The following is a 16,737-nucleotide window of genomic DNA, read 5'->3' as shown; positions in this document are numbered from 1 at the left end:
CCGGGCTGTGGGGCCGCCCGCAGGCCATCCCGCCTTTTTGCCTCCCCGCCCACTCGCCCACTCGCCCAATTCAACCTCCTCATGAGTCTCAAGAAGCTTGGCCGATACGATCTGATCCGCGTCCTGGGCAAAGGCGCGATGGGGCTGGTGTACGAGGGGCGCGACCCGAACCTGGACAGGCGCGTGGCGATCAAGACCATCAAGGTCGAGAACCTCTCGGAAGAGGCCGCCGCCGAATACGAGGTGCGTTTTCGCACCGAGGCCCGCTCGGCGGCGCGGCTGCAGCACCCCAACATCGTGAGCGTCTACGACTCCGACCGCGACGGCGACATCGCCTTCCTGGTGATGGAATTCATCGCCGGCGACGACCTCAAGCACCACCTGGACAAGGGCGACCTCTACACACTGGCGCAGACCCTGGGCATCATGGGCGACCTGTTGTCGGCGCTGGATTACGCGCACCGGCAAAACATCGTCCACCGCGACATCAAGCCGGCCAACCTGCTGATCGAAACAAAGGGGCGCGTCAAGCTCACCGATTTCGGTGTGGCGCGCATCCAGGATTCGGGCGAAGCCACGCGCACGCAGGGCTCCATGGTGGGCACGCTCAAATACATGTCGCCCGAGCAGGTGCAGGGCCGGCCCATAGACGCCCGCGCCGACCTGTTCGCCGCCGGCATCGTGCTGTACCAGCTGCTGACCGGCAAACGGCCCTTTGACGGCGACACCGATTTCGCGACCATCCAGCAGATCGTGAACCACACGCCGGCGCCGCCCAGCAGCTTCAACGCCAGGCTGCCTGCCGCGATAGACGCGGTGGTGATCAAGGCCCTGGCCAAGTCGCGCGACCAGCGTTATGCCAGCGCGCAGGACTTCCTCACGGCGCTGCAGGCCGCGGCCCGCGAAGCGGCCGACACCGCGGTGCTGCCGCCGCCCCTGCCGCCGGGGCAGGGCAGCCATTCGACCTGGACGTCGACGCTGCTGGCCGGTGAGGCGCTGGTGGACCAGCAGTCGGGCACCAGCGCCAACATCTCGGTGGTGACGCAGGAGCTGGAGCTGGTCTACTGGAAAGAGATCAAGGAGTCCATGGACGTCGAGGACATCCAGGGTTTTCTCAGCAAATTTCCCTCGGGCATCTATGCCGACCTGGCCCGCCGCCGCCTGAAAAAGATGGGCGTGCCGGGCGGGGAAGATTCGGACATCGGCACGCGCTCGCGCACCGGCACGCTGGGCATTCCGCGCCCGGATGACGCGGCTGCCCTTGCCGCCGCGGGCGGCACCTCCGCCGGCACCGGCACGGCGACCGACATGGCCTGGAAGGCACTTGAAGAAGCCGCGGCCCAGGCGCCTGTGCCGGCATCTTTTGCGCCAGCCGCGCCAGACGTGCCGGCCATGCCCGCCGCCGATGACCCGGACGCCACGCGGCTGGGCGCCCCCGCGGCGGCTGTGCCGCCGGCATTCGCCGAGACGCAGCAGCACGTCGAATCCGAGTGGCCCGAGACCGTGTTCAGTGATGCCCACCTGGGGCATGCGGAGCCCGCGGCGGCCCCTGCGCAAGCCAGGGAAGTCAAACCGGCCAGGGTGGCGCCGGTCGCCATGCCCGCCGTCAAGCCGGAAAAAGCAGAGTCCGCGCGAAAGCGCCGCAGTGCCGAGCCGGCCGCATCCGGGGCGGCGGCGCCCGCGCCTGCTTCGCGTTACCTGGTTTGGGGCGTGGCGGGCGTGGTGCTGCTGGCGGTCCTGGGTTTGGGGATCAAGTCTTTCACCAAGCCGCGGGCAGCCGCGGTGGAATCCGCCCTTCCGCTGGCGGCTGATGCCGCGGCCAACACCAGCGGGGCAGCGCCAGCCGCACCGGTGGCGCCCGAGCCCGCGGCCTCCGCGGCGGTAGCGCCCCTGTCCCCGGCGTCCAAGGCCGCGGCCGCACTGGCCGTCGCGGCCCGCAAGGCCGCCCAGGAGAAAGAACGGCTGGCCAAACAGCAGGCCGCCCAGGCCAAAACCGCCGGCGCAACACCCGCGGCGGCCGCTGACCACGCCACCGCACCGGCGCCGGCCGCGACCTCGGGCAATCCAAAGCAGGCCTGTGAAGACCGCATGCTGATCGGTTTTCAGATCTGCATGTCGGAACAGTGCGCCAAGCCGGCCTTCACCAACCACCCGGTGTGCGTGGAACGCCGCGCGATGGAGCAGCGGCGGCGCGACGCTGAGCAGTTCAGGCGCTAGGAGCCTGGGCGCCCGGGTTCCCGCTAGCGGTCCAGCGGTTCCTGGTCCTGCCAGCCGGCGGGCCGGCGCTGGGCCTGCAGCTGGCGCTCCTGGGCCAGTTGCTCCTCCAGCTGCAAGCGTCCTTGCGTGGCCACGGCGATGACCTTGGTGCGGTCCTTGCGGTGCGGGTACATGCGCTCAAACAGCTCGAGGTTGTGCTGGCGAAACCGCATGGCCGCCTGGCGCGCCTCGTGCGGCGGCTGGCCCAGCAGCTCCAGCACGCTGCGCGCGCTGCGCAGGCTGGACTCGAAGACCTCGCGTTCCACCAGTATCACGCCGCGGTCGCGCAATGCGTTCCAGTGCGTCACGTCGCGCGCGCGGGCGACGATCTGCATCTGCGGGAAGTTCTCTCGCGCGATGTCGACGATCTTGAGCGACTGCTCCATGTCGTCCACCGACAGCACCAGCACCTTGGCCGTGGCCGCGCCGGCGGTGCGCAGCAGGTCCAGGCGCGTCGCGTCGCCGTAGAACACGCGGTAGCCGAAGGCGCGCACGGTTTCTATCATCTCGGCGTCGTGGTCCAGCACCGTGGCGGGAATGCCCTGTGCCAGGAGCATGCGGCCGACGATCTGGCCGTAGCGGCCGAAACCGGCAATGATGATGGGCGCCTCCTGCTGCTCGGAGATTTCCTCCATCTGGGGGAGGTTGCAGTTGGCGTAGCGCGGCACCCAGAATTTGTCGACGCCCACCAGCAGCAGCGGGCTCAGCAGCATGGACAGCGCCACCGCGCCTATCAGCAGCGACGCGGTCTCGGCGGAAAACACCTGGGCCCCGGCGGCCGCCTGGAACACCACAAAGGCGAACTCGCCGCCCTGCGCCAGTAGCACCGCGAACACCGGCCGCTCCTGGAAGGGCAGCTTCATGAGCTTGGCCAGCCCGTAGATCACGGCCAGCTTCAGGCCCAGGAAGCCGAACAGGATGGCGGCCATCAGGCCGGGCGAGCGCCACAGCACGCCGAAGTCGATGCTCATGCCGACGGCGATGAAGAAGAGCCCGAGCAGCAAGCCCTTGAAGGGCTCGATGTCGGTTTCGAGTTCGCGCCGGTATTCGCTTTCCGCCAGCAGCACGCCGGCCAGAAAAGCGCCCAACGCCATCGACAGGCCGACGAACTGCATCAGCGCGGCGATGCTGACCACCAGCAGCAGCGAGGCCGCGGTGAAGATCTCGGGCGTGCCGCTGTTGGCGATCCAGCGCAGCAGCGGGCGCAGCAGCAGGCGGCCGCCCAGGATGATGGCGGCGATCGCGCCGACGATTTTCAGCGCTTCGAAGGCCCGGCTGCTGTGGCTCACAGCTTCGTTGTCGCCGGCCATGGCGCCCAGCAGGGGCAGCAGCGCCAGGATGGGGATGGCCGCCACGTCCTGGAACAGCAGGATGGAAAAGCCCGCCTGCCCGCTGGAGGTCGGCATCAAATGGCGCTCGCCGATGGCCTGCAGCGCGATCGCGGTGGACGACAACGCCAGGCCCAGGCCGGCGACCAGCGCGATCTGCCAGCTCACGCCGAAGGCCATGGCCACGCCGGTGAGCAAGGCGGCGCAGCCCAGCACCTGCGCGCTGCCCCAGCCGAAGATGGGCCGGCGCAGGTTCCACAGGCGTTTGGGTTCGAGCTCAAGCCCGATCAGGAACAGCATGAGCACCACGCCGAACTCGGCGAAATGCAGGATGTCCTGCACGTTGGTGACCAGGCCCAGGCCCCAGGGGCCGATGGCGATGCCGGCGGCCAGGTAGCCGATGATGGAACCCAGGCCGAGCTTTTTGGCCAGGGGCACGGCGATGACGGCGGCGGCCAGGTAGATAAAGCTGTTGACCAGCCAGACGGGCGTGTGCTCCATCACGCAACCCTCACGGCGTTGGCGGCGGCATCCAGGTGCTCGACCGGCCTGTCCTTCATGGGCACCACGCAGGCGGCGCATTGCTCCAGGTCTTCCAGCTCGGGCCAGTCGGGGTAGCTTTGCAGGCGCTGTCCGAAGGTGGCGACGTGGCTGGCAACAGTCTGGCGGTCGACGGTGTGGGCGCCGTGCAGCACCAGCGGCGGCAGAAAGCGCATGCCGCACAGGGCCGCAGTCTGCTCGTAAGGTGGCAGGAAGGCGTCAAAAAAGTAACGGTTGTAGCCCTGCGGGTGGTAAGACCCCTCGGGGCCGCCCGTGGTGGCGACCAGCCACAAGTCCTTGCCTTCGAGCGCGCGGCCCGGGCCGCTTTCCCCGTCGCCTTCGCCGTAAGCCCAGCCGTAGGTGAGCACGTCGTCGATCCAGAGCTTTTGCAGCGCCGGCATGGAATACCACTGGATGGGGTGCAGCAGCACCACGAGTTGCGCGCGTTCCAGGGCGGCTTGCTCCTTCGGCACGTCGATGGCGTAGTCGGGGTAACTCGAATAAAGGTCTTGCACATGGGTGCGCGGCAAGGCTTTTGCGGCCTCCATCATCGGGCGGTTGACCCGGGATTCGCGCCACGCCGGATGGGCCGCAATGACATAAATGTCAGGGTTTGGCGTGCCGTCCGTGGGTTTTTCAGTGGTTGTGAGAAGGCTGTCCATGCCGTTACCATAGCGGAAAAGCTACATCAAGAGTTCCCAAGAACGGACAAGTTCTAAACCTGAGGAGATTCGCATGCCCGTGGTTGTGATCGCCAATCCGAAGGGGGGCGTCGGCAAAACGACGCTGGCCACCAATGTTGCCGGATACTACGCCAGCCAGGGCCATTCGGTCATGCTGGGGGATGCCGACCGGCAGCAGTCCTCGCGGCTGTGGCTGGGGCTCAGGCCGCCGGCTGCCCGGCAGATCGCCACCTGGGACGTGAACGCTGACCTGATCGTCAAACCCCCCAAGGGCACGACGCATGTGGTGCTGGACACCCCCGGCGGCCTGCACGGCTGGCGCTTCAACGATGTCCTCAAGCTGGCCGACAAGGTCATCGTGCCGCTGCAGCCCAGCGTCTTCGACATCTTCGCCACGCGCACCTTCCTGGACCAGCTCGCCGAACACAAGCACGCCGGCAAGATGCAGGTCGGCATTGTCGGCATGCGCGTGGATTCGCGCACCATCGCCGCAGACAAGCTGCGCGGATTTGTCGAAGGCCTGGGCCTGCCGGTGCTGGGCTACCTGCGCGACACGCAAAACTACATCCACCTGGCGGCCCGCGGGCTGACCTTGTTCGACGTGGCGCCCAGCCGGGTCGAAAAAGACATGGAGCAGTGGAAGGCCATCTGCCAGTGGCTGGACCGCTGAGGCCGGGTTTTTGCGCGGTGGCTTGTCGCTGAGCCGACAAAAAACGCGCGATGCTGCCGTTACAGTGGCGGCATGAGAATTTTTGACACATTGGCCGACCTGGCCGCCTGCACCGGCCAGGAAGTCGCCGTCAGCGACTGGATCACCATCACCCAGGAACAGATCAACCGGTTCGCCGAAGCCACGGGCGACCACCAGTGGATCCACGTCGATGTCGAAAAAGCCGCCGCCGGGCCCTTCGGCGCGCCGATTGCGCACGGATTCCTGACGCTGTCGCTGCTGCCGCGCTTTTTTGAATCGTCTTTTGACATCACCGGCTCGCGCATGGGCGTGAACTACGGGCTCAACAAGGTGCGCTTCACGGCGCCCGTGCCGGTCGGCAGCCGGCTGCGCGGCCGCATGAAACTGCTGGCCGCCGAGCCCATCGCCGGCGACGGCATGCAGATGACCTGGGAAATGACGGTGGAACGCGAGGGTTCGGCCAAGCCGGTGTGCGTCGCCGAGTCGCTGGTGCGGCGCTACCCCTGAGCCGAAAGGCCCGGAAACCTAGATTCGAAGCAACTGGCCGGCCGGCAGCCAGCCCTCAAACACCTCGATCAGGCTGTTGATGCGCTCGGCCGCCTCGCTCTGGCTGTGGGTCTGGGCAATGCACTGGTGCAGGTCGCTGCGCAGCAGCCACAGGTCGGCCGGCGTCTGGGCCACATTGATCTTGTAGAGAACCCGCTGGGAACGCATGCACCGGCAGTCGTGCAGCAGGGCCTGCAGGCTTTCCCGGACCTGCTCGACCGGCAGGCGGTTAACCTGGCGGCCGGAATCTGAAAATGCAGGCGTTGCCATGCCAAGAATGCGCTTGATGACCGTGTTCACAAAAGACTCCTGCCAGTCTTGTGAACTGGGGACGATGAGGAAGGGGATACGCCGGAATCGCCGGGGGTATCGGCATCCACACGCTTCAAAGCTTTAGGTTTGAAGCATCGGATTATAGGGTTTCTACTTACTTCCTGACAACGGATTTGGCCAGGCGGGCGGGCAGGTCTTCAGGGCGCTGTCAGGAAGCCGGCCCGCCGCCAAACCCGTTTTGGCGCCAGGCCTCAAACACCGTCACGGCCACGGTGTTGGACAGGTTCAGGCTGCGTTGCCCCGGCCGCATGGGCACTTTGAGGCGCTGGCTTGGGGGGAAGGATTCCCGCAGTTCCGGCGCCAGGCCGCGGGTTTCCGCGCCAAACACCAGCCAGTCACCGGGCAGGAAGCGCATGTCGTAAACACTGCCCGAGCCTTGGGTTGTCATGGCAAGGAGGCGATGCAGGGGTGGTTGCTCACTTTCGAGCATCGCCTGCCAGCTGGCATGGCGAAGCACCTGCGCGTACTCGTGGTAATCGAGTCCCGCGCGGCGCATGTGCTTGTCGTCCATCGAAAAACCCAGCGGCTCCACCAGGTGCAGGCGGCAACCGGTGTTGGCCGCCAGCCGGATCACGTTGCCGGTGTTGGGAGGGATTTCAGGTTCGACCAAAACGATATTGAACATGCGGGAGAAGGGTGAAGAGAGCCCGGGATTTTAGGCCGGTGCTGTGCGAGCGAGCACCACGGCGGTGATGTGCGTTGCGCCCGCATCGCGCAAAATCTGCGCTGCGGTGTAAAGCGAGGCGCCGCTGGTCATCACGTCGTCCACCAGTACCACGCGCCGGCCGCGCAGCTCCGCCGCGCGCAACGGATCCACCTGGAAGGCGCCCTTGACGTTGGCCAGCCGCTCCTTGCGCTTGAGCTGGCTTTGCGGCCGTGTGTGCCGCGTGCGCAGCAGCAGCAGGGCGTCGAGGCGGGCCTGCGTGCGCGCCTGCCGGGCCAGCGCGGCGCACAGTTCCCAGGCCTGGTTGAAGCCGCGCGTTTGCAGGCGCTGCGCCGACAGCGGCACCGGGACCAGCCAGTCCTCGCGCGTCAGCTCGCCCAGCACCTGGGCAAGGCCCGGCGACTGCAGCAGCAGGCCGGCAAAAAAAGCCGCCCAGCCGTGCTGTTCGCCGAATTTGTAGCCGGCGACCAGCGTGGACCAGGGATAGGCATAGCTCACGCCGGCGAAAGCGCGGTCCAGCGGCGGCGGGTCGACAGCGCAGGCGCCGCACAGCGGCGGCCCTGTGCGAAGGCCCATGGAAAGATCGGCCGGCAAGGCGAGGGCGCAGCGCGTGCAGCGCTGCACCGGCGGTGCAAAGCGGGCAACGCAGGGCCCGCACACCGGGTGCGCCGGCCAGCTGCGGCAGACCGCGCACTGGCTGGCGATGCCGGCGGCAAAGCCCGAAGCCAAACCGGAAGCAAAGCCCGGGGAGCGGGGCAGGAATGCGGCGGGGGCAAGCAGGCGGGTGAACACCGTGTCAATATACTCGCGTACTTTTCGGCGATCCGCCTTCTCCTTCTTTTGTCCTCCTCCATGACCCCCACCGAGCGCCCGCCCACGCTAGACCCGATCGCCGTCAGCCGCTGGGAGCGCAGCGCGCCCCTGGCTTCGCCGTGGCTGCATGAGGAAGTGGCGCGCCGCATGATGGACCGGCTGCAATGGATCAAGCTGCAGCCAAATTCCTGGGTGCATTGGGGGGCCTTGCGTGGCGGCTTGCTGGCCCATGCGCAGCTGGCCAAAACCTACCCGGGCGCGGCAGCCTTTGTGCTGGAGTCCGGTGAGGCGCGCACAAAAGAGGCCGTCAAAAAAATAACGCTCCCGTGGTGGAATCCCCGGCGCTGGCTGGCCGCGCCGCTGCGCTTTGAAGCACCGACTCCGGGCAGCGCCGACATGCTGTGGGCCAACATGGCCCTGCATGAATCAGCCGACCCGCAGGCTTTGCTCGCGCAATGGCACCAGGCGCTCAAGGTCAACGGTTTCCTGATGTTTTCCTGCCTGGGTCCCGACACCGCGAAAGAATTGCGCGAGGTCTATGCGCAACTGGGCTGGCCGCCCGCGGGCCATGAGCTGACCGACATGCACGACTGGGGCGACATGCTGGTGCAAACGGGCTTTGCCGAGCCGGTGATGGACATGGAGCGCATCACGCTGACTTACGCCACGCCCGCGCGGCTGCTCGAAGACCTGGCCGAACTGGGACGCAACTTCCATCCCGCGCGCTTTCCTGCGCTGCGCGGCCGGGCCTGGAAGGCGCGGCTTGAAGAGGCGCTGGCCCGGCATCTCGTCAAGGGCGAGGACGGGCGACTGTCCCTGACCTTCGAGGTCATCTACGGTCACGCCTTGAAGGCGCCGCCCAAAGTCAAGGTCAGCGCGCTCAGCGCGGTGTCGGTGGCCGACATGCGCAGCATGCTGCAAGGTGCGCGGCCCGGATCCTGAGCCCGCACGTGTTGCGCGGGCGCCCGCCGGCCCTGCCGTGATCACCGGTTTGAGGGCTTTTTCAGGGGAGCGCCGAGGCAAACCGGCTACAATTCAATACAGAATTTTGGGTATGTTCCCAAGCCTCATGCGGCCCTTGCACGGCATGGTCCGCTGTTTTTTTGGGGGGTTGCCGCATGCTGCAGCCAACGCCAGCGTTTCGTTTTGCCACCATGCCCGCGCAGGGCGCCCACAGCCACGACGCTGTGTTGTGGCTTCTCAAGCGTCACTGTTCACTCACCCCGGCCCAGCTCGGGTGGCTGTACGTGTCGCTGTGCGGCGTTTCGCTGGGAATTGCGGCATTTTTCTGGGCACAGGGCGCCACCATGGTGATGCCTTTTGCCTGGGCTGAATTGCTGGCGGTGGGCGCGGCCTTTGTGGTGTACGCCCGCCACGCGGGGGACGGTGAAAAAATCGTCCTCGAAGGCGGGCAGCTGGTGGTGGAACTGGAAACGGCGGGGCGCACCGAGCGCGCGGAGTTCAACCGCGAATGGGTGCGCATTGAACCCAAGGATGGGGACGGCTCGCTGATCGAGGTGTCCGGGCAGGGGCGGTCGGTGCAGGTGGGGCGGCATGTGCGGCCTGAACTGCGTCCGGCGCTGGCCCGCGAGATTCGCATGGCGTTGCGGGGCGGTTGAAGAAGGCTTGAAAGCCTCGCGTCAGTTCAGGTGCGGCGGGAGGCTCCGCCGCTAACTTTATAATCAGCCGGTTAATTTGGTCGGTAATTGAAGCAGAAAAAGTGATCACGATGAACGTAAGCAACACCATGAGCAAAATGACACGGCTTGGCATGCAGCATGCAGGCGCAATTCTGGCATCTGCGGCCGCCTGGGTCAGCACCGCCGCTTACGCCGTCAACGACCTGCCCGGCGGCCCGGCCGTCAACCAGCTGAACCTGCACCCGGCCGCTACCAAGATCGCCGCGGAGCAGCAGTGGCTGCACTGGTTCATGATGGCCATCTGCCTCGTGATCTTCGTGGCGGTGTTCGGTGTGATGTTTTATTCCATCCTGAAGCACCGCAAGTCGGTCGGCCACAAATCGGCCAACTTCCACGAGTCCACCGCCGTTGAAATCGCCTGGACCATCGTTCCTTTCATCATCGTGATCGCCATGGCCCTGCCGGCCACCAAGGTGCTGGTCGCCCAGAAGGACACCACCGCCGCCGACCTCACCATCAAGGCCACCGGCATCCAGTGGAAATGGGGCTATGACTACATCAAGGGCGAAGGCGAAGGCATAGGCTTCGTTTCCACGCTCGACAACACCCACCGCGAAATGTCCGACAACGGCGGCCCCAAGGCCGGCGAAGCGCCCGACAACTACCTGCTCAAGGTCGACAACCCGCTGGTCGTGCCCGTCAACAAGAAAATCCGCATCATCACCACCGCCAGCGACGTGATCCACGCCTTCGCGGTGCCCGCCTTCGGCATCAAGCAGGATGCGATTCCCGGTTTTGTGCGCGACACCTGGTTCCGCGCCGAACAGGTCGGCGACTTTTACGGCCAGTGCCAGGAACTCTGCGGCAAGGAACACGCCTACATGCCCATCCACGTGAAGGTCGTGTCCGCCGCCGACTACAGCGCCTGGGTTGCCGTGAAGGCCAAGGAAGCCGCCGCCAAGGCCGATGATCCGACCAAGGTCTGGACCCTGGTCGACCTGAAGGCCCGCGGTGAAAAAGTCTACGCCGCCAATTGCGCCGCCTGCCACCAGGCCAACGGCAAGGGCGCCGGCCCGATCAAGCCGCTGGACGGCTCGCCCATCGTGCTCGACGCCGACCACGCCAAACAGATCCATACCGTGCTCAACGGCGCCGCCGGCGGTGCCATGCCTTCCTGGAAGGCCCTGAGCGACACCGACATCGCCGCCGTGATCAGCTACTCCAAGAACAACTGGTCCAACCAGACCGGCCAGATCGTCCAGCCCGCCGAAGTGCAGGCCGCCCGCAAGTAAGCCGATCGCCCCACGACCAGAATTCGCCGGCGCGTTGTGCGCCGGCAGCCACGATAAAGCTACAGGCCAAAGCCACCAAAGGAAGCCAAGATGAGTGCAGTTCTAGACCATCACGACCACGCGCACGACGACCACCACGACCATGCCCCGGTGGGCTGGCGTCGCTGGGTCTTCGCGACCAACCATAAAGACATCGGAACGCTGTACCTGCTGTTCAGTTTCTTCATGCTGATGTTCGGCGGCGTGCTGGCCCTGCTGATCCGCGCCGAGCTGTTCCAGCCCGGCCTGCAGCTGGTCAACCCCGAGCTGTTCAACCAGCTCACCACCATGCACGGCCTGATCATGGTGTTCGGCGCCATCATGCCGGCCTTCGTGGGCTTCGCGAACTGGATGATCCCGCTGCAGATCGGCGCGGCCGACATGGCCTTCGCCCGCATGAACAACTTCAGCTTCTGGCTGATGATTCCCGCCGGCGCCATGCTGGTCGGTTCCTTCTTCATGCCCGGCGGCGCGCCCGCCGCGGGCTGGACGCTCTACGCGCCGCTCACGCTGCAGATGGGCCCGTCCATGGATGCCGGTATTTTCGCGATGCACATCCTGGGCGCTTCGTCCATCATGGGCTCGATCAACATCATCGTCACCATCCTGAACATGCGCGCTCCCGGCATGACGCTGATGAAGATGCCGATGTTCTGCTGGACCTGGCTGATCACCGCCTACCTGCTGATCGCCGTGATGCCCGTGCTGGCAGGCGCCATCACCATGACGCTGACCGACCGCCACTTCGGCACCAGCTTCTTCAACCCCGCCGGCGGCGGCGACCCGGTGATGTACCAGCACATCTTCTGGTTCTTCGGCCACCCCGAGGTCTACATCATGATCTTGCCGGCCTTCGGCATCATCAGCCAGATCATTCCCGCCTTCTCGCGCAAGCGCCTGTTCGGCTACGCCTCCATGGTGTACGCCACCGGCTCCATCGCCATCCTGAGCTTCGTCGTGTGGGCGCACCACATGTTCACCACCGGCATGCCGGTCACGGGCCAGCTGTTCTTTATGTACTCCACCATGCTGATCGCCGTGCCCACGGGCGTGAAGGTGTTCAACTGGATCGCCACCATGTGGCGCGGCTCCATGACCTTTGAAACCCCCATGCTGTTCGCGGTGGGCTTCATCTTCGTGTTCACCATCGGCGGCCTGACCGGCGTGATCCTCTCGGTCGCGCCTATCGACACGCAGCTGCAGGATACCTACTACGTGGTGGCCCACTTCCACTACGTGCTGGTGGCCGGTTCGCTCTACGCGCTGTTTGCCGGCTACTACTACTGGTCGCCCAAGTGGACCGGCGTCATGTACAACGAAACCCGCGGCAAGATCCACTTCTGGTGGTCGCTGATTTCCTTCAACGTGACCTTCTTCCCGATGCACTTCCTGGGCCTGGCCGGCATGCCGCGCCGCTATGCCGATTACCCCATGCAATTCGCCGACTTCAATGCCGTGGCCAGCGTGGGCGCCTTCTTCTTCGGTTTCGCGCAGGTCTATTTCTTCCTGTTCATCGTGGTCCCCACGATGCGCGGCAAGGGTGCACCCGCCAAGCAAAATCCCTGGGTGGACGAAGGCGGCAAGGGCGCCGAAGGCCTGGAGTGGGAAGTCCCATCGCCCGCGCCTTTCCACACCTATGAAACACCGCCCAAGCTGGATGCCTCGGCAACCCGCGTGATCGGCTGATTGATTTAATCCCCATCGGTAACGCCATGACCACACCTGAACAAAAGAAAAGCAACCTGAAGCTGGCGCTGATACTGGCCTCGGTCGCGCTGGTCTTTTTTGCGGGCTTCATGGCCAAGATGATTTTCCTGAGCCACTGAGCCGGCGCGTCCGACTCCAGGCTCAACCCGGTACCACTGCAATGCGGCTCAAGCGCGAAAATTTCAACATGATGGGCAAGCTGGGCGTGATCGTGCTCGGCATGTTTGCCTTCGGTTACGCGCTGGTGCCCATTTACAAGGCGATCTGCGAGATGACCGGCATCAACGTGCTGGCCCTGTCCGACCGGCAGATTCCCGGGGCCACGTCCAGCCTGCCGGCCAACACGCAGGTCGACCTGACCCGCACCATCACGGTCGAGTTCGACGCGAACTCGCGCGGCCCCTGGCACTTCAAGCCGGCCCAGAACACGCTGCAGGTGCATCCGGGCGAGTTGACCACGGTTATGTACGAGTTCCAGAACGTGCAGAACCGCACCATGTCCGCCCAGGCCATTCCCAGCTATGCGCCCGCCCAGGCCGGCGCGCATTTCAACAAGCTCGAATGTTTCTGCTTCAGCCAGTACACGCTGGCGCCCGGCGAGAAAAAGCAGTGGCCGGTGGTGTTTGTGATTGATCCCAAGTTGTCGAAAGACGTGGCCACCATCACCTTGTCTTACACCTTCTTTGAAGTGGGCGGCAAGACGCCAGCCGCACCGAAGGCAACGACGGCCGCCGTGCCACCTGAAAAACAGGCAGGCGCATGAACATGGCTGCAACTCCCGCCAAAAAACCTTCCTTCCTGCGCACGGTCAAGGCCGTGGCCTGGTCCTTCGTGGGCCTGCGATCCCGCGGCGACTACGAGGAAGACGTGAAAAATTTGAACCCCCTCCACATCATCGTGGTCGGGCTGATTGCCGTGGTCGTGTTCGTCGTGGTCCTGGTGCTGCTGGCGAAGTGGATGGTGGCGCGCTGAAGGCGCGGCGTTCACGCAACCATCACGGTTTGAGTTAAAGATTATTGGAAATTCGAGAGAAAAACAGGAGTCGAGCGATGTCATCAGCAACCCACGGGTCAACCCCCCACTACTTTGTCCCCGCCCCGTCGAGCCACCCGGTGATGGCGTCTATCGGCCTGTTTTTTGTCATTCTCGGCGCCAGCCAATGGATCAACGGCGCCGGCTGGGGCATGTGGTCGCTGGCTTTCGGCATGGTGTGGTGGCTGGTGACGCTGTTCCGCTGGTTCAGCCAGTCCATCGCCGAAAGCGAAGGCGGCCTGTACGGCCGCAAGATCGACCTGTCTTTCCGCTGGAGCATGAGCTGGTTCATCTTCTCGGAAGTGATGTTCTTCGGCGCTTTCTTCACCGCCCTGTGGTGGGCCCGCGCGCACTCGCTGCCGGCCCTGGGCAGCCTCGAAAACGCGCTGCTCTGGCCTGATTTCAAAGCCGTCTGGCCCAGCCTGGCCGCCGGCGTGACGGCATCGCCCGCCGACATCATCGAGCCCTTCACCGCGATGAAGCCGCTGATGATTGGCGGCGGCATCTGGGCTTCCATCATGGGCTCCCTGCCCACCGTCAACACCGCGCTTCTGCTGACCTCCGGCGTCACCATCACCATCGCCCACCATGCGCTGATCGAAGGCAAGCGCGCCCGCACCATCGCCTTCATGTGGGCGACCGTCCTGCTCGGTATCGTCTTCCTGTTCGTGCAGGGCTATGAGTACTTCCATGCCTACCATGAGATGAACCTGAAGCTGTCTTCGGGCGTCTATGGCTCGACCTTCTTCCTGCTCACGGGCTTTCACGGTTTCCACGTGTTCGTCGGCATGCTGATGCTGCTGTTCATCACGCTGCGCCTGCAAAAAGGCCACTTCACGCCGGAAAAACACTTCGGTTTTGAAGGCGCCGCCTGGTACTGGCACTTTGTGGACGTGGTCTGGCTGGGCCTCTACATCCTGGTGTACTGGCTGTAAGGCGGAACCAATCGCGGCGTAGCCGCTCAACCAAAGGCCGCTTGATGCGGCCTTTGTTCTTTATTTTCCATTCTTTATCGAGTGTCACTCACAAAACCCAGCGAAGCGGTCCTGGCCAGGCGCGACGCCGCAGACAGTGCTGAAGCACGGCAAGGCGGCGCAACAACGCCAGGAGGGGTTTTGAGTGGCGCTATTTGCCTGCCGGGATGCCGGTGGGCTGGATATATCCCAGTTTCCACGCGATCAAAATGCAGATGAACAGCAAGACCGAAAACCCGACACGGAACGCCAGCGCGCGTGCCATGTTGCTGGTTTTGCGTTTGCTGCTGCCTTCGTTCTCCTTGCCGCCCTTGAGCATAAAAAAAAGCGCCGAGGCCAGGCTGGCGAGGATGGCGATGAATGCCAGTGCTACGAGGTAAGTCATGAACAGGATTATCCGCGCATGACCCCGGCTTTGCACTCCCCTCGCTTCTGGCTGCTGACCTTGGCCGCCGTGCTGGTGGCCGGCACCACCTTTTCGCTGGGCCAGTGGCAGTTGCGCCGCGCCGCGCAAAAAGAGGCGCTGCAGGCTGCTGTCGACTCCAAAGGCCGGCTTCCCACGCTGGATGCGCAATCGCTGCTCTCGGCCAAAAACATCAGCGACGACATCCACCGGCCCGCCGTGCTCAAGGGCGTCTGGCGGCCGGAACACACCGTCTACCTGGACAACCGGCCCATGAGCGGCAAGACCGGCTTTGTGGTGCTGACGCCGCTGGTGCTCGAAGGCAGCTCGCAGGCCATCGTGGTCCAGCGCGGCTGGGTGCCGCGCAACTTCGCCGACCGCACGCGCCTGCCGGAGATTACAACCCCCGCGGGAATCGTCACGGTAGAGGGCCGCATCGCGCCGCCCCCCTCCAGGCTTTATGAGTTCCAGGGCGTCGAGAGCGGCCGGATACGGCAAAATCTCGATGTGCCCGCCTACCGCGCGCAAACCGGCCTGCCGCTGCTGGAGGTCTCGCTGCTGCAAACAGGCGCGGCCGGCGAGGGTCTGCTGCGTGAATGGGCTGCGCCCAACCTGGGCGTGGACAAGCACTACGGTTATGCCTTCCAGTGGTTCGGCCTGTGCGCCCTGGTGTTCATCCTGTATGGCTGGTTTCAGCTGTTTCTTCCTTTCCGTGCCCACCGTGCCCAAAGTACCTCATCACGCCGCCCAAAAAGCGGTGATCAACCGCCGTGACAAATACGCCTGACGCTTCCTCGACCCCCGCCGCCGCATCTCCCCTGCAGGACCAGCCCCTGGGCCTGACCGTGCATGCCATGCCGGTGCCGGACCAGTCCAGCGCGCCCAGCACCGTCGCGGGCCGCTGGAAGATGCTGGCCGTGCTGCTGGTGTGCGCCGCCCCGGTGGTCGCTTCCTATTTCACTTACTACGTGGTCCGGCCCGAAGGCCGCCGCAACTTCGGCGAACTGATAGACCCGCAGCGCCCCCTGCCGCCGTTGGCCACGCGCGCGCTTGACGGCCGTGCCGGTACGCTGACGGCGCTGAAAGACCAGTGGCTGCTGATCAGTGTGGCGGGCGGCGCCTGCGATGCGCGCTGCGAACAAAACCTGTATTTCCAGCGCCAGCTGCGTGAGTCGCTGGGCAAGGAAAAAGAGCGCCTGGACCGCGTCTGGCTGGTGGCCGACGAAGCGCCCGTGCGCGATGCCTTGCTGCCGGCCCTGGCTTCGTCCCCGGTGCTGCGCGTGGCGCCCGCCGACCTGGCGAAATGGCTGGAGCCCGCCGCCGGCCAGCGCCTGGAAGACCACCTCTACCTGGTCGACCCGATCGGCAACTGGATGATGCGTTTCCCGGCCGACATGGATGCCGCCGCCGCCGCCAAGGCCAAGCGTGACCTGGAGCGCCTGCTGCGCGCCTCCAGTAGCTGGGACAAAGAAGGCCGGTGAATATGGCCCCCACGTTCGCCCACTGCGTGTGGCTCTCTGCCCCCCGAGGGGGCTGGCCTTGCTTGGGGCGGCCCTGCGCTGCGGCCTTGGCTCTTGTCGCTGATAGCGGAGTTATTCCTTTTTACGCGCGCGGAAGTGACCATCTCTGCCCTCTAGTTCTTGATCTTTAGAACCTGTTCACGGTCTAAACGGCGCCGCGTTGGGATGCAATCGGGATGAGTGGGCCGACCGGGCACGCCGCATGGGCTGATGCCCATGCAAGGGCCTGGGTGGCTCAATCGCCCGATTTCATCCCAACCCGGAGGGCAAGTGCCT

At 65.1% G+C, this 16,737-nt stretch carries 19 protein-coding genes; 13 read left to right on the top strand and 6 right to left on the bottom strand.

Annotated features, from left to right (window positions below; translation table 11 throughout):
* Nucleotides 1–81: 81 nt before the first annotated feature.
* Nucleotides 82–2,217: a serine/threonine-protein kinase gene (locus tag ACLV8F_RS07830; protein ID WP_411883671.1), complete on the top strand. Its 2,136-nt coding sequence runs from the start codon at nt 82–84 to the stop codon at nt 2,215–2,217.
* 23 nt (nt 2,218–2,240) lie between these two features.
* Here the strand turns inward: ACLV8F_RS07830 and kefC are convergent, their stop codons facing one another.
* Together kefC and ACLV8F_RS07820 are read right to left on the bottom strand one after the other, a co-directional pair.
* Nucleotides 2,241–4,085, bottom strand: coding sequence for a glutathione-regulated potassium-efflux system protein KefC (gene kefC, locus ACLV8F_RS07825; RefSeq protein WP_411883670.1), 1,845 nt, complete (start codon nt 4,083–4,085; stop codon nt 2,241–2,243).
* A complete protein-coding gene (locus ACLV8F_RS07820) occupies nt 4,085–4,786 on the bottom strand; it encodes an NAD(P)H-dependent oxidoreductase (RefSeq protein ID WP_411883669.1) in 702 nt (233 codons plus the stop codon). The genes kefC and ACLV8F_RS07820 overlap by 1 nt, the downstream gene beginning before the upstream one ends.
* 73 nt (nt 4,787–4,859) lie before the next feature.
* Here ACLV8F_RS07820 and ACLV8F_RS07815 point away from each other — a divergent pair, with 73 nt between their 5' ends.
* Nucleotides 4,860–5,477 (top strand): AAA family ATPase, encoded by a 618-nt coding sequence (locus ACLV8F_RS07815; protein ID WP_411883668.1) that lies wholly within the window; start codon nt 4,860–4,862, stop codon nt 5,475–5,477.
* Between the two features lie 72 nt (nt 5,478–5,549).
* Nucleotides 5,550–6,005: a MaoC family dehydratase gene (locus ACLV8F_RS07810; RefSeq protein ID WP_411883667.1), complete on the top strand. Its 456-nt coding sequence runs from the start codon at nt 5,550–5,552 to the stop codon at nt 6,003–6,005.
* 18 nt (nt 6,006–6,023) lie between these two features.
* Here ACLV8F_RS07810 and ACLV8F_RS07805 read toward each other — a convergent pair whose 3' ends face one another.
* The 3 genes from ACLV8F_RS07805 to ACLV8F_RS07795 all read right to left on the bottom strand — a co-directional run bounded on the left by ACLV8F_RS07805 (nt 6,024) and on the right by ACLV8F_RS07795 (nt 7,833).
* Nucleotides 6,024–6,344 carry a hypothetical protein gene (locus ACLV8F_RS07805; protein WP_411883666.1) on the bottom strand — a complete coding sequence of 107 codons (321 nt, stop codon included), beginning with the start codon at nt 6,342–6,344 and terminating at the stop codon, nt 6,024–6,026.
* Between the two features lie 181 nt (nt 6,345–6,525).
* Nucleotides 6,526–7,002 (bottom strand): tRNA (cytidine(34)-2'-O)-methyltransferase, encoded by a 477-nt coding sequence (locus ACLV8F_RS07800; RefSeq protein WP_411883665.1) that lies wholly within the window; start codon nt 7,000–7,002, stop codon nt 6,526–6,528.
* Between the two features lie 30 nt (nt 7,003–7,032).
* Entirely contained in the window at nt 7,033–7,833 is an 801-nt protein-coding gene (locus tag ACLV8F_RS07795) for a ComF family protein (RefSeq protein WP_411883664.1), read from the bottom strand.
* 60 nt (nt 7,834–7,893) lie between these two features.
* Here ACLV8F_RS07795 and ACLV8F_RS07790 point away from each other — a divergent pair, with 60 nt between their 5' ends.
* The 8 genes from ACLV8F_RS07790 (at nt 7,894) to ACLV8F_RS07755 (ending at nt 14,499) form a co-directional block, all read left to right on the top strand.
* Nucleotides 7,894–8,796, top strand: coding sequence for a biotin synthase (locus ACLV8F_RS07790; protein ID WP_411883663.1), 903 nt, complete (start codon nt 7,894–7,896; stop codon nt 8,794–8,796).
* A 176-nt stretch (nt 8,797–8,972) separates the two neighbouring features.
* Entirely contained in the window at nt 8,973–9,473 is a 501-nt protein-coding gene (locus ACLV8F_RS07785) for a DUF2244 domain-containing protein (protein WP_411883662.1), read from the top strand.
* Between the two features lie 137 nt (nt 9,474–9,610).
* Nucleotides 9,611–10,786 (top strand): cytochrome c oxidase subunit II, encoded by a 1,176-nt coding sequence (coxB, locus tag ACLV8F_RS07780; protein ID WP_411883775.1) that lies wholly within the window; start codon nt 9,611–9,613, stop codon nt 10,784–10,786.
* Between the two features lie 90 nt (nt 10,787–10,876).
* Nucleotides 10,877–12,511, top strand: coding sequence for a cytochrome c oxidase subunit I (ctaD, locus tag ACLV8F_RS07775; protein ID WP_411883661.1), 1,635 nt, complete (start codon nt 10,877–10,879; stop codon nt 12,509–12,511).
* Nucleotides 12,512–12,537: 26 nt separating this feature from the next.
* A complete protein-coding gene (locus ACLV8F_RS07770) occupies nt 12,538–12,651 on the top strand; it encodes a cytochrome oxidase small assembly protein (RefSeq protein WP_411883660.1) in 114 nt (37 codons plus the stop codon).
* A gap of 41 nt (nt 12,652–12,692) precedes the next feature.
* Complete coding sequence (locus ACLV8F_RS07765) at nt 12,693–13,295, top strand: cytochrome c oxidase assembly protein (RefSeq protein WP_411883659.1); 603 nt, start codon at nt 12,693–12,695, stop codon at nt 13,293–13,295.
* Nucleotides 13,292–13,504, top strand: a complete 213-nt coding sequence (locus ACLV8F_RS07760; RefSeq protein WP_411883658.1) for a DUF2970 domain-containing protein — start codon at nt 13,292–13,294, stop codon at nt 13,502–13,504. The genes ACLV8F_RS07765 and ACLV8F_RS07760 overlap by 4 nt, the downstream gene beginning before the upstream one ends.
* 77 nt (nt 13,505–13,581) lie before the next feature.
* Nucleotides 13,582–14,499 carry a cytochrome c oxidase subunit 3 gene (locus tag ACLV8F_RS07755; RefSeq protein WP_411883657.1) on the top strand — a complete coding sequence of 306 codons (918 nt, stop codon included), beginning with the start codon at nt 13,582–13,584 and terminating at the stop codon, nt 14,497–14,499.
* Nucleotides 14,500–14,689: 190 nt separating this feature from the next.
* Here ACLV8F_RS07755 and ACLV8F_RS07750 read toward each other — a convergent pair whose 3' ends face one another.
* Nucleotides 14,690–14,923 (bottom strand): twin transmembrane helix small protein, encoded by a 234-nt coding sequence (locus ACLV8F_RS07750; protein WP_411883656.1) that lies wholly within the window; start codon nt 14,921–14,923, stop codon nt 14,690–14,692.
* 18 nt (nt 14,924–14,941) lie between these two features.
* Here ACLV8F_RS07750 and ACLV8F_RS07745 point away from each other — a divergent pair, with 18 nt between their 5' ends.
* Together ACLV8F_RS07745 and ACLV8F_RS07740 are read left to right on the top strand one after the other, a co-directional pair.
* On the top strand, nt 14,942–15,715 hold the full coding sequence (locus tag ACLV8F_RS07745) for an SURF1 family protein (protein WP_411883655.1): 774 nt from the start codon (nt 14,942–14,944) through the stop codon (nt 15,713–15,715).
* On the top strand, nt 15,712–16,422 hold the full coding sequence (locus tag ACLV8F_RS07740; protein WP_411883654.1) for a hypothetical protein: 711 nt from the start codon (nt 15,712–15,714) through the stop codon (nt 16,420–16,422). The genes ACLV8F_RS07745 and ACLV8F_RS07740 overlap by 4 nt, the downstream gene beginning before the upstream one ends.
* The last annotated feature ends 315 nt before the right edge of the window (nt 16,423–16,737 follow it).

This window comes from Polaromonas sp. YR568 (assembly GCF_943369675.1).
In the GTDB taxonomy this organism is placed as follows: Bacteria; Pseudomonadota; Gammaproteobacteria; order Burkholderiales; family Burkholderiaceae_C; genus Polaromonas.
The sequence above is the reverse complement of the archived record's forward strand: the minus strand, read 5'-3'. Positions and strand labels throughout refer to the sequence as shown.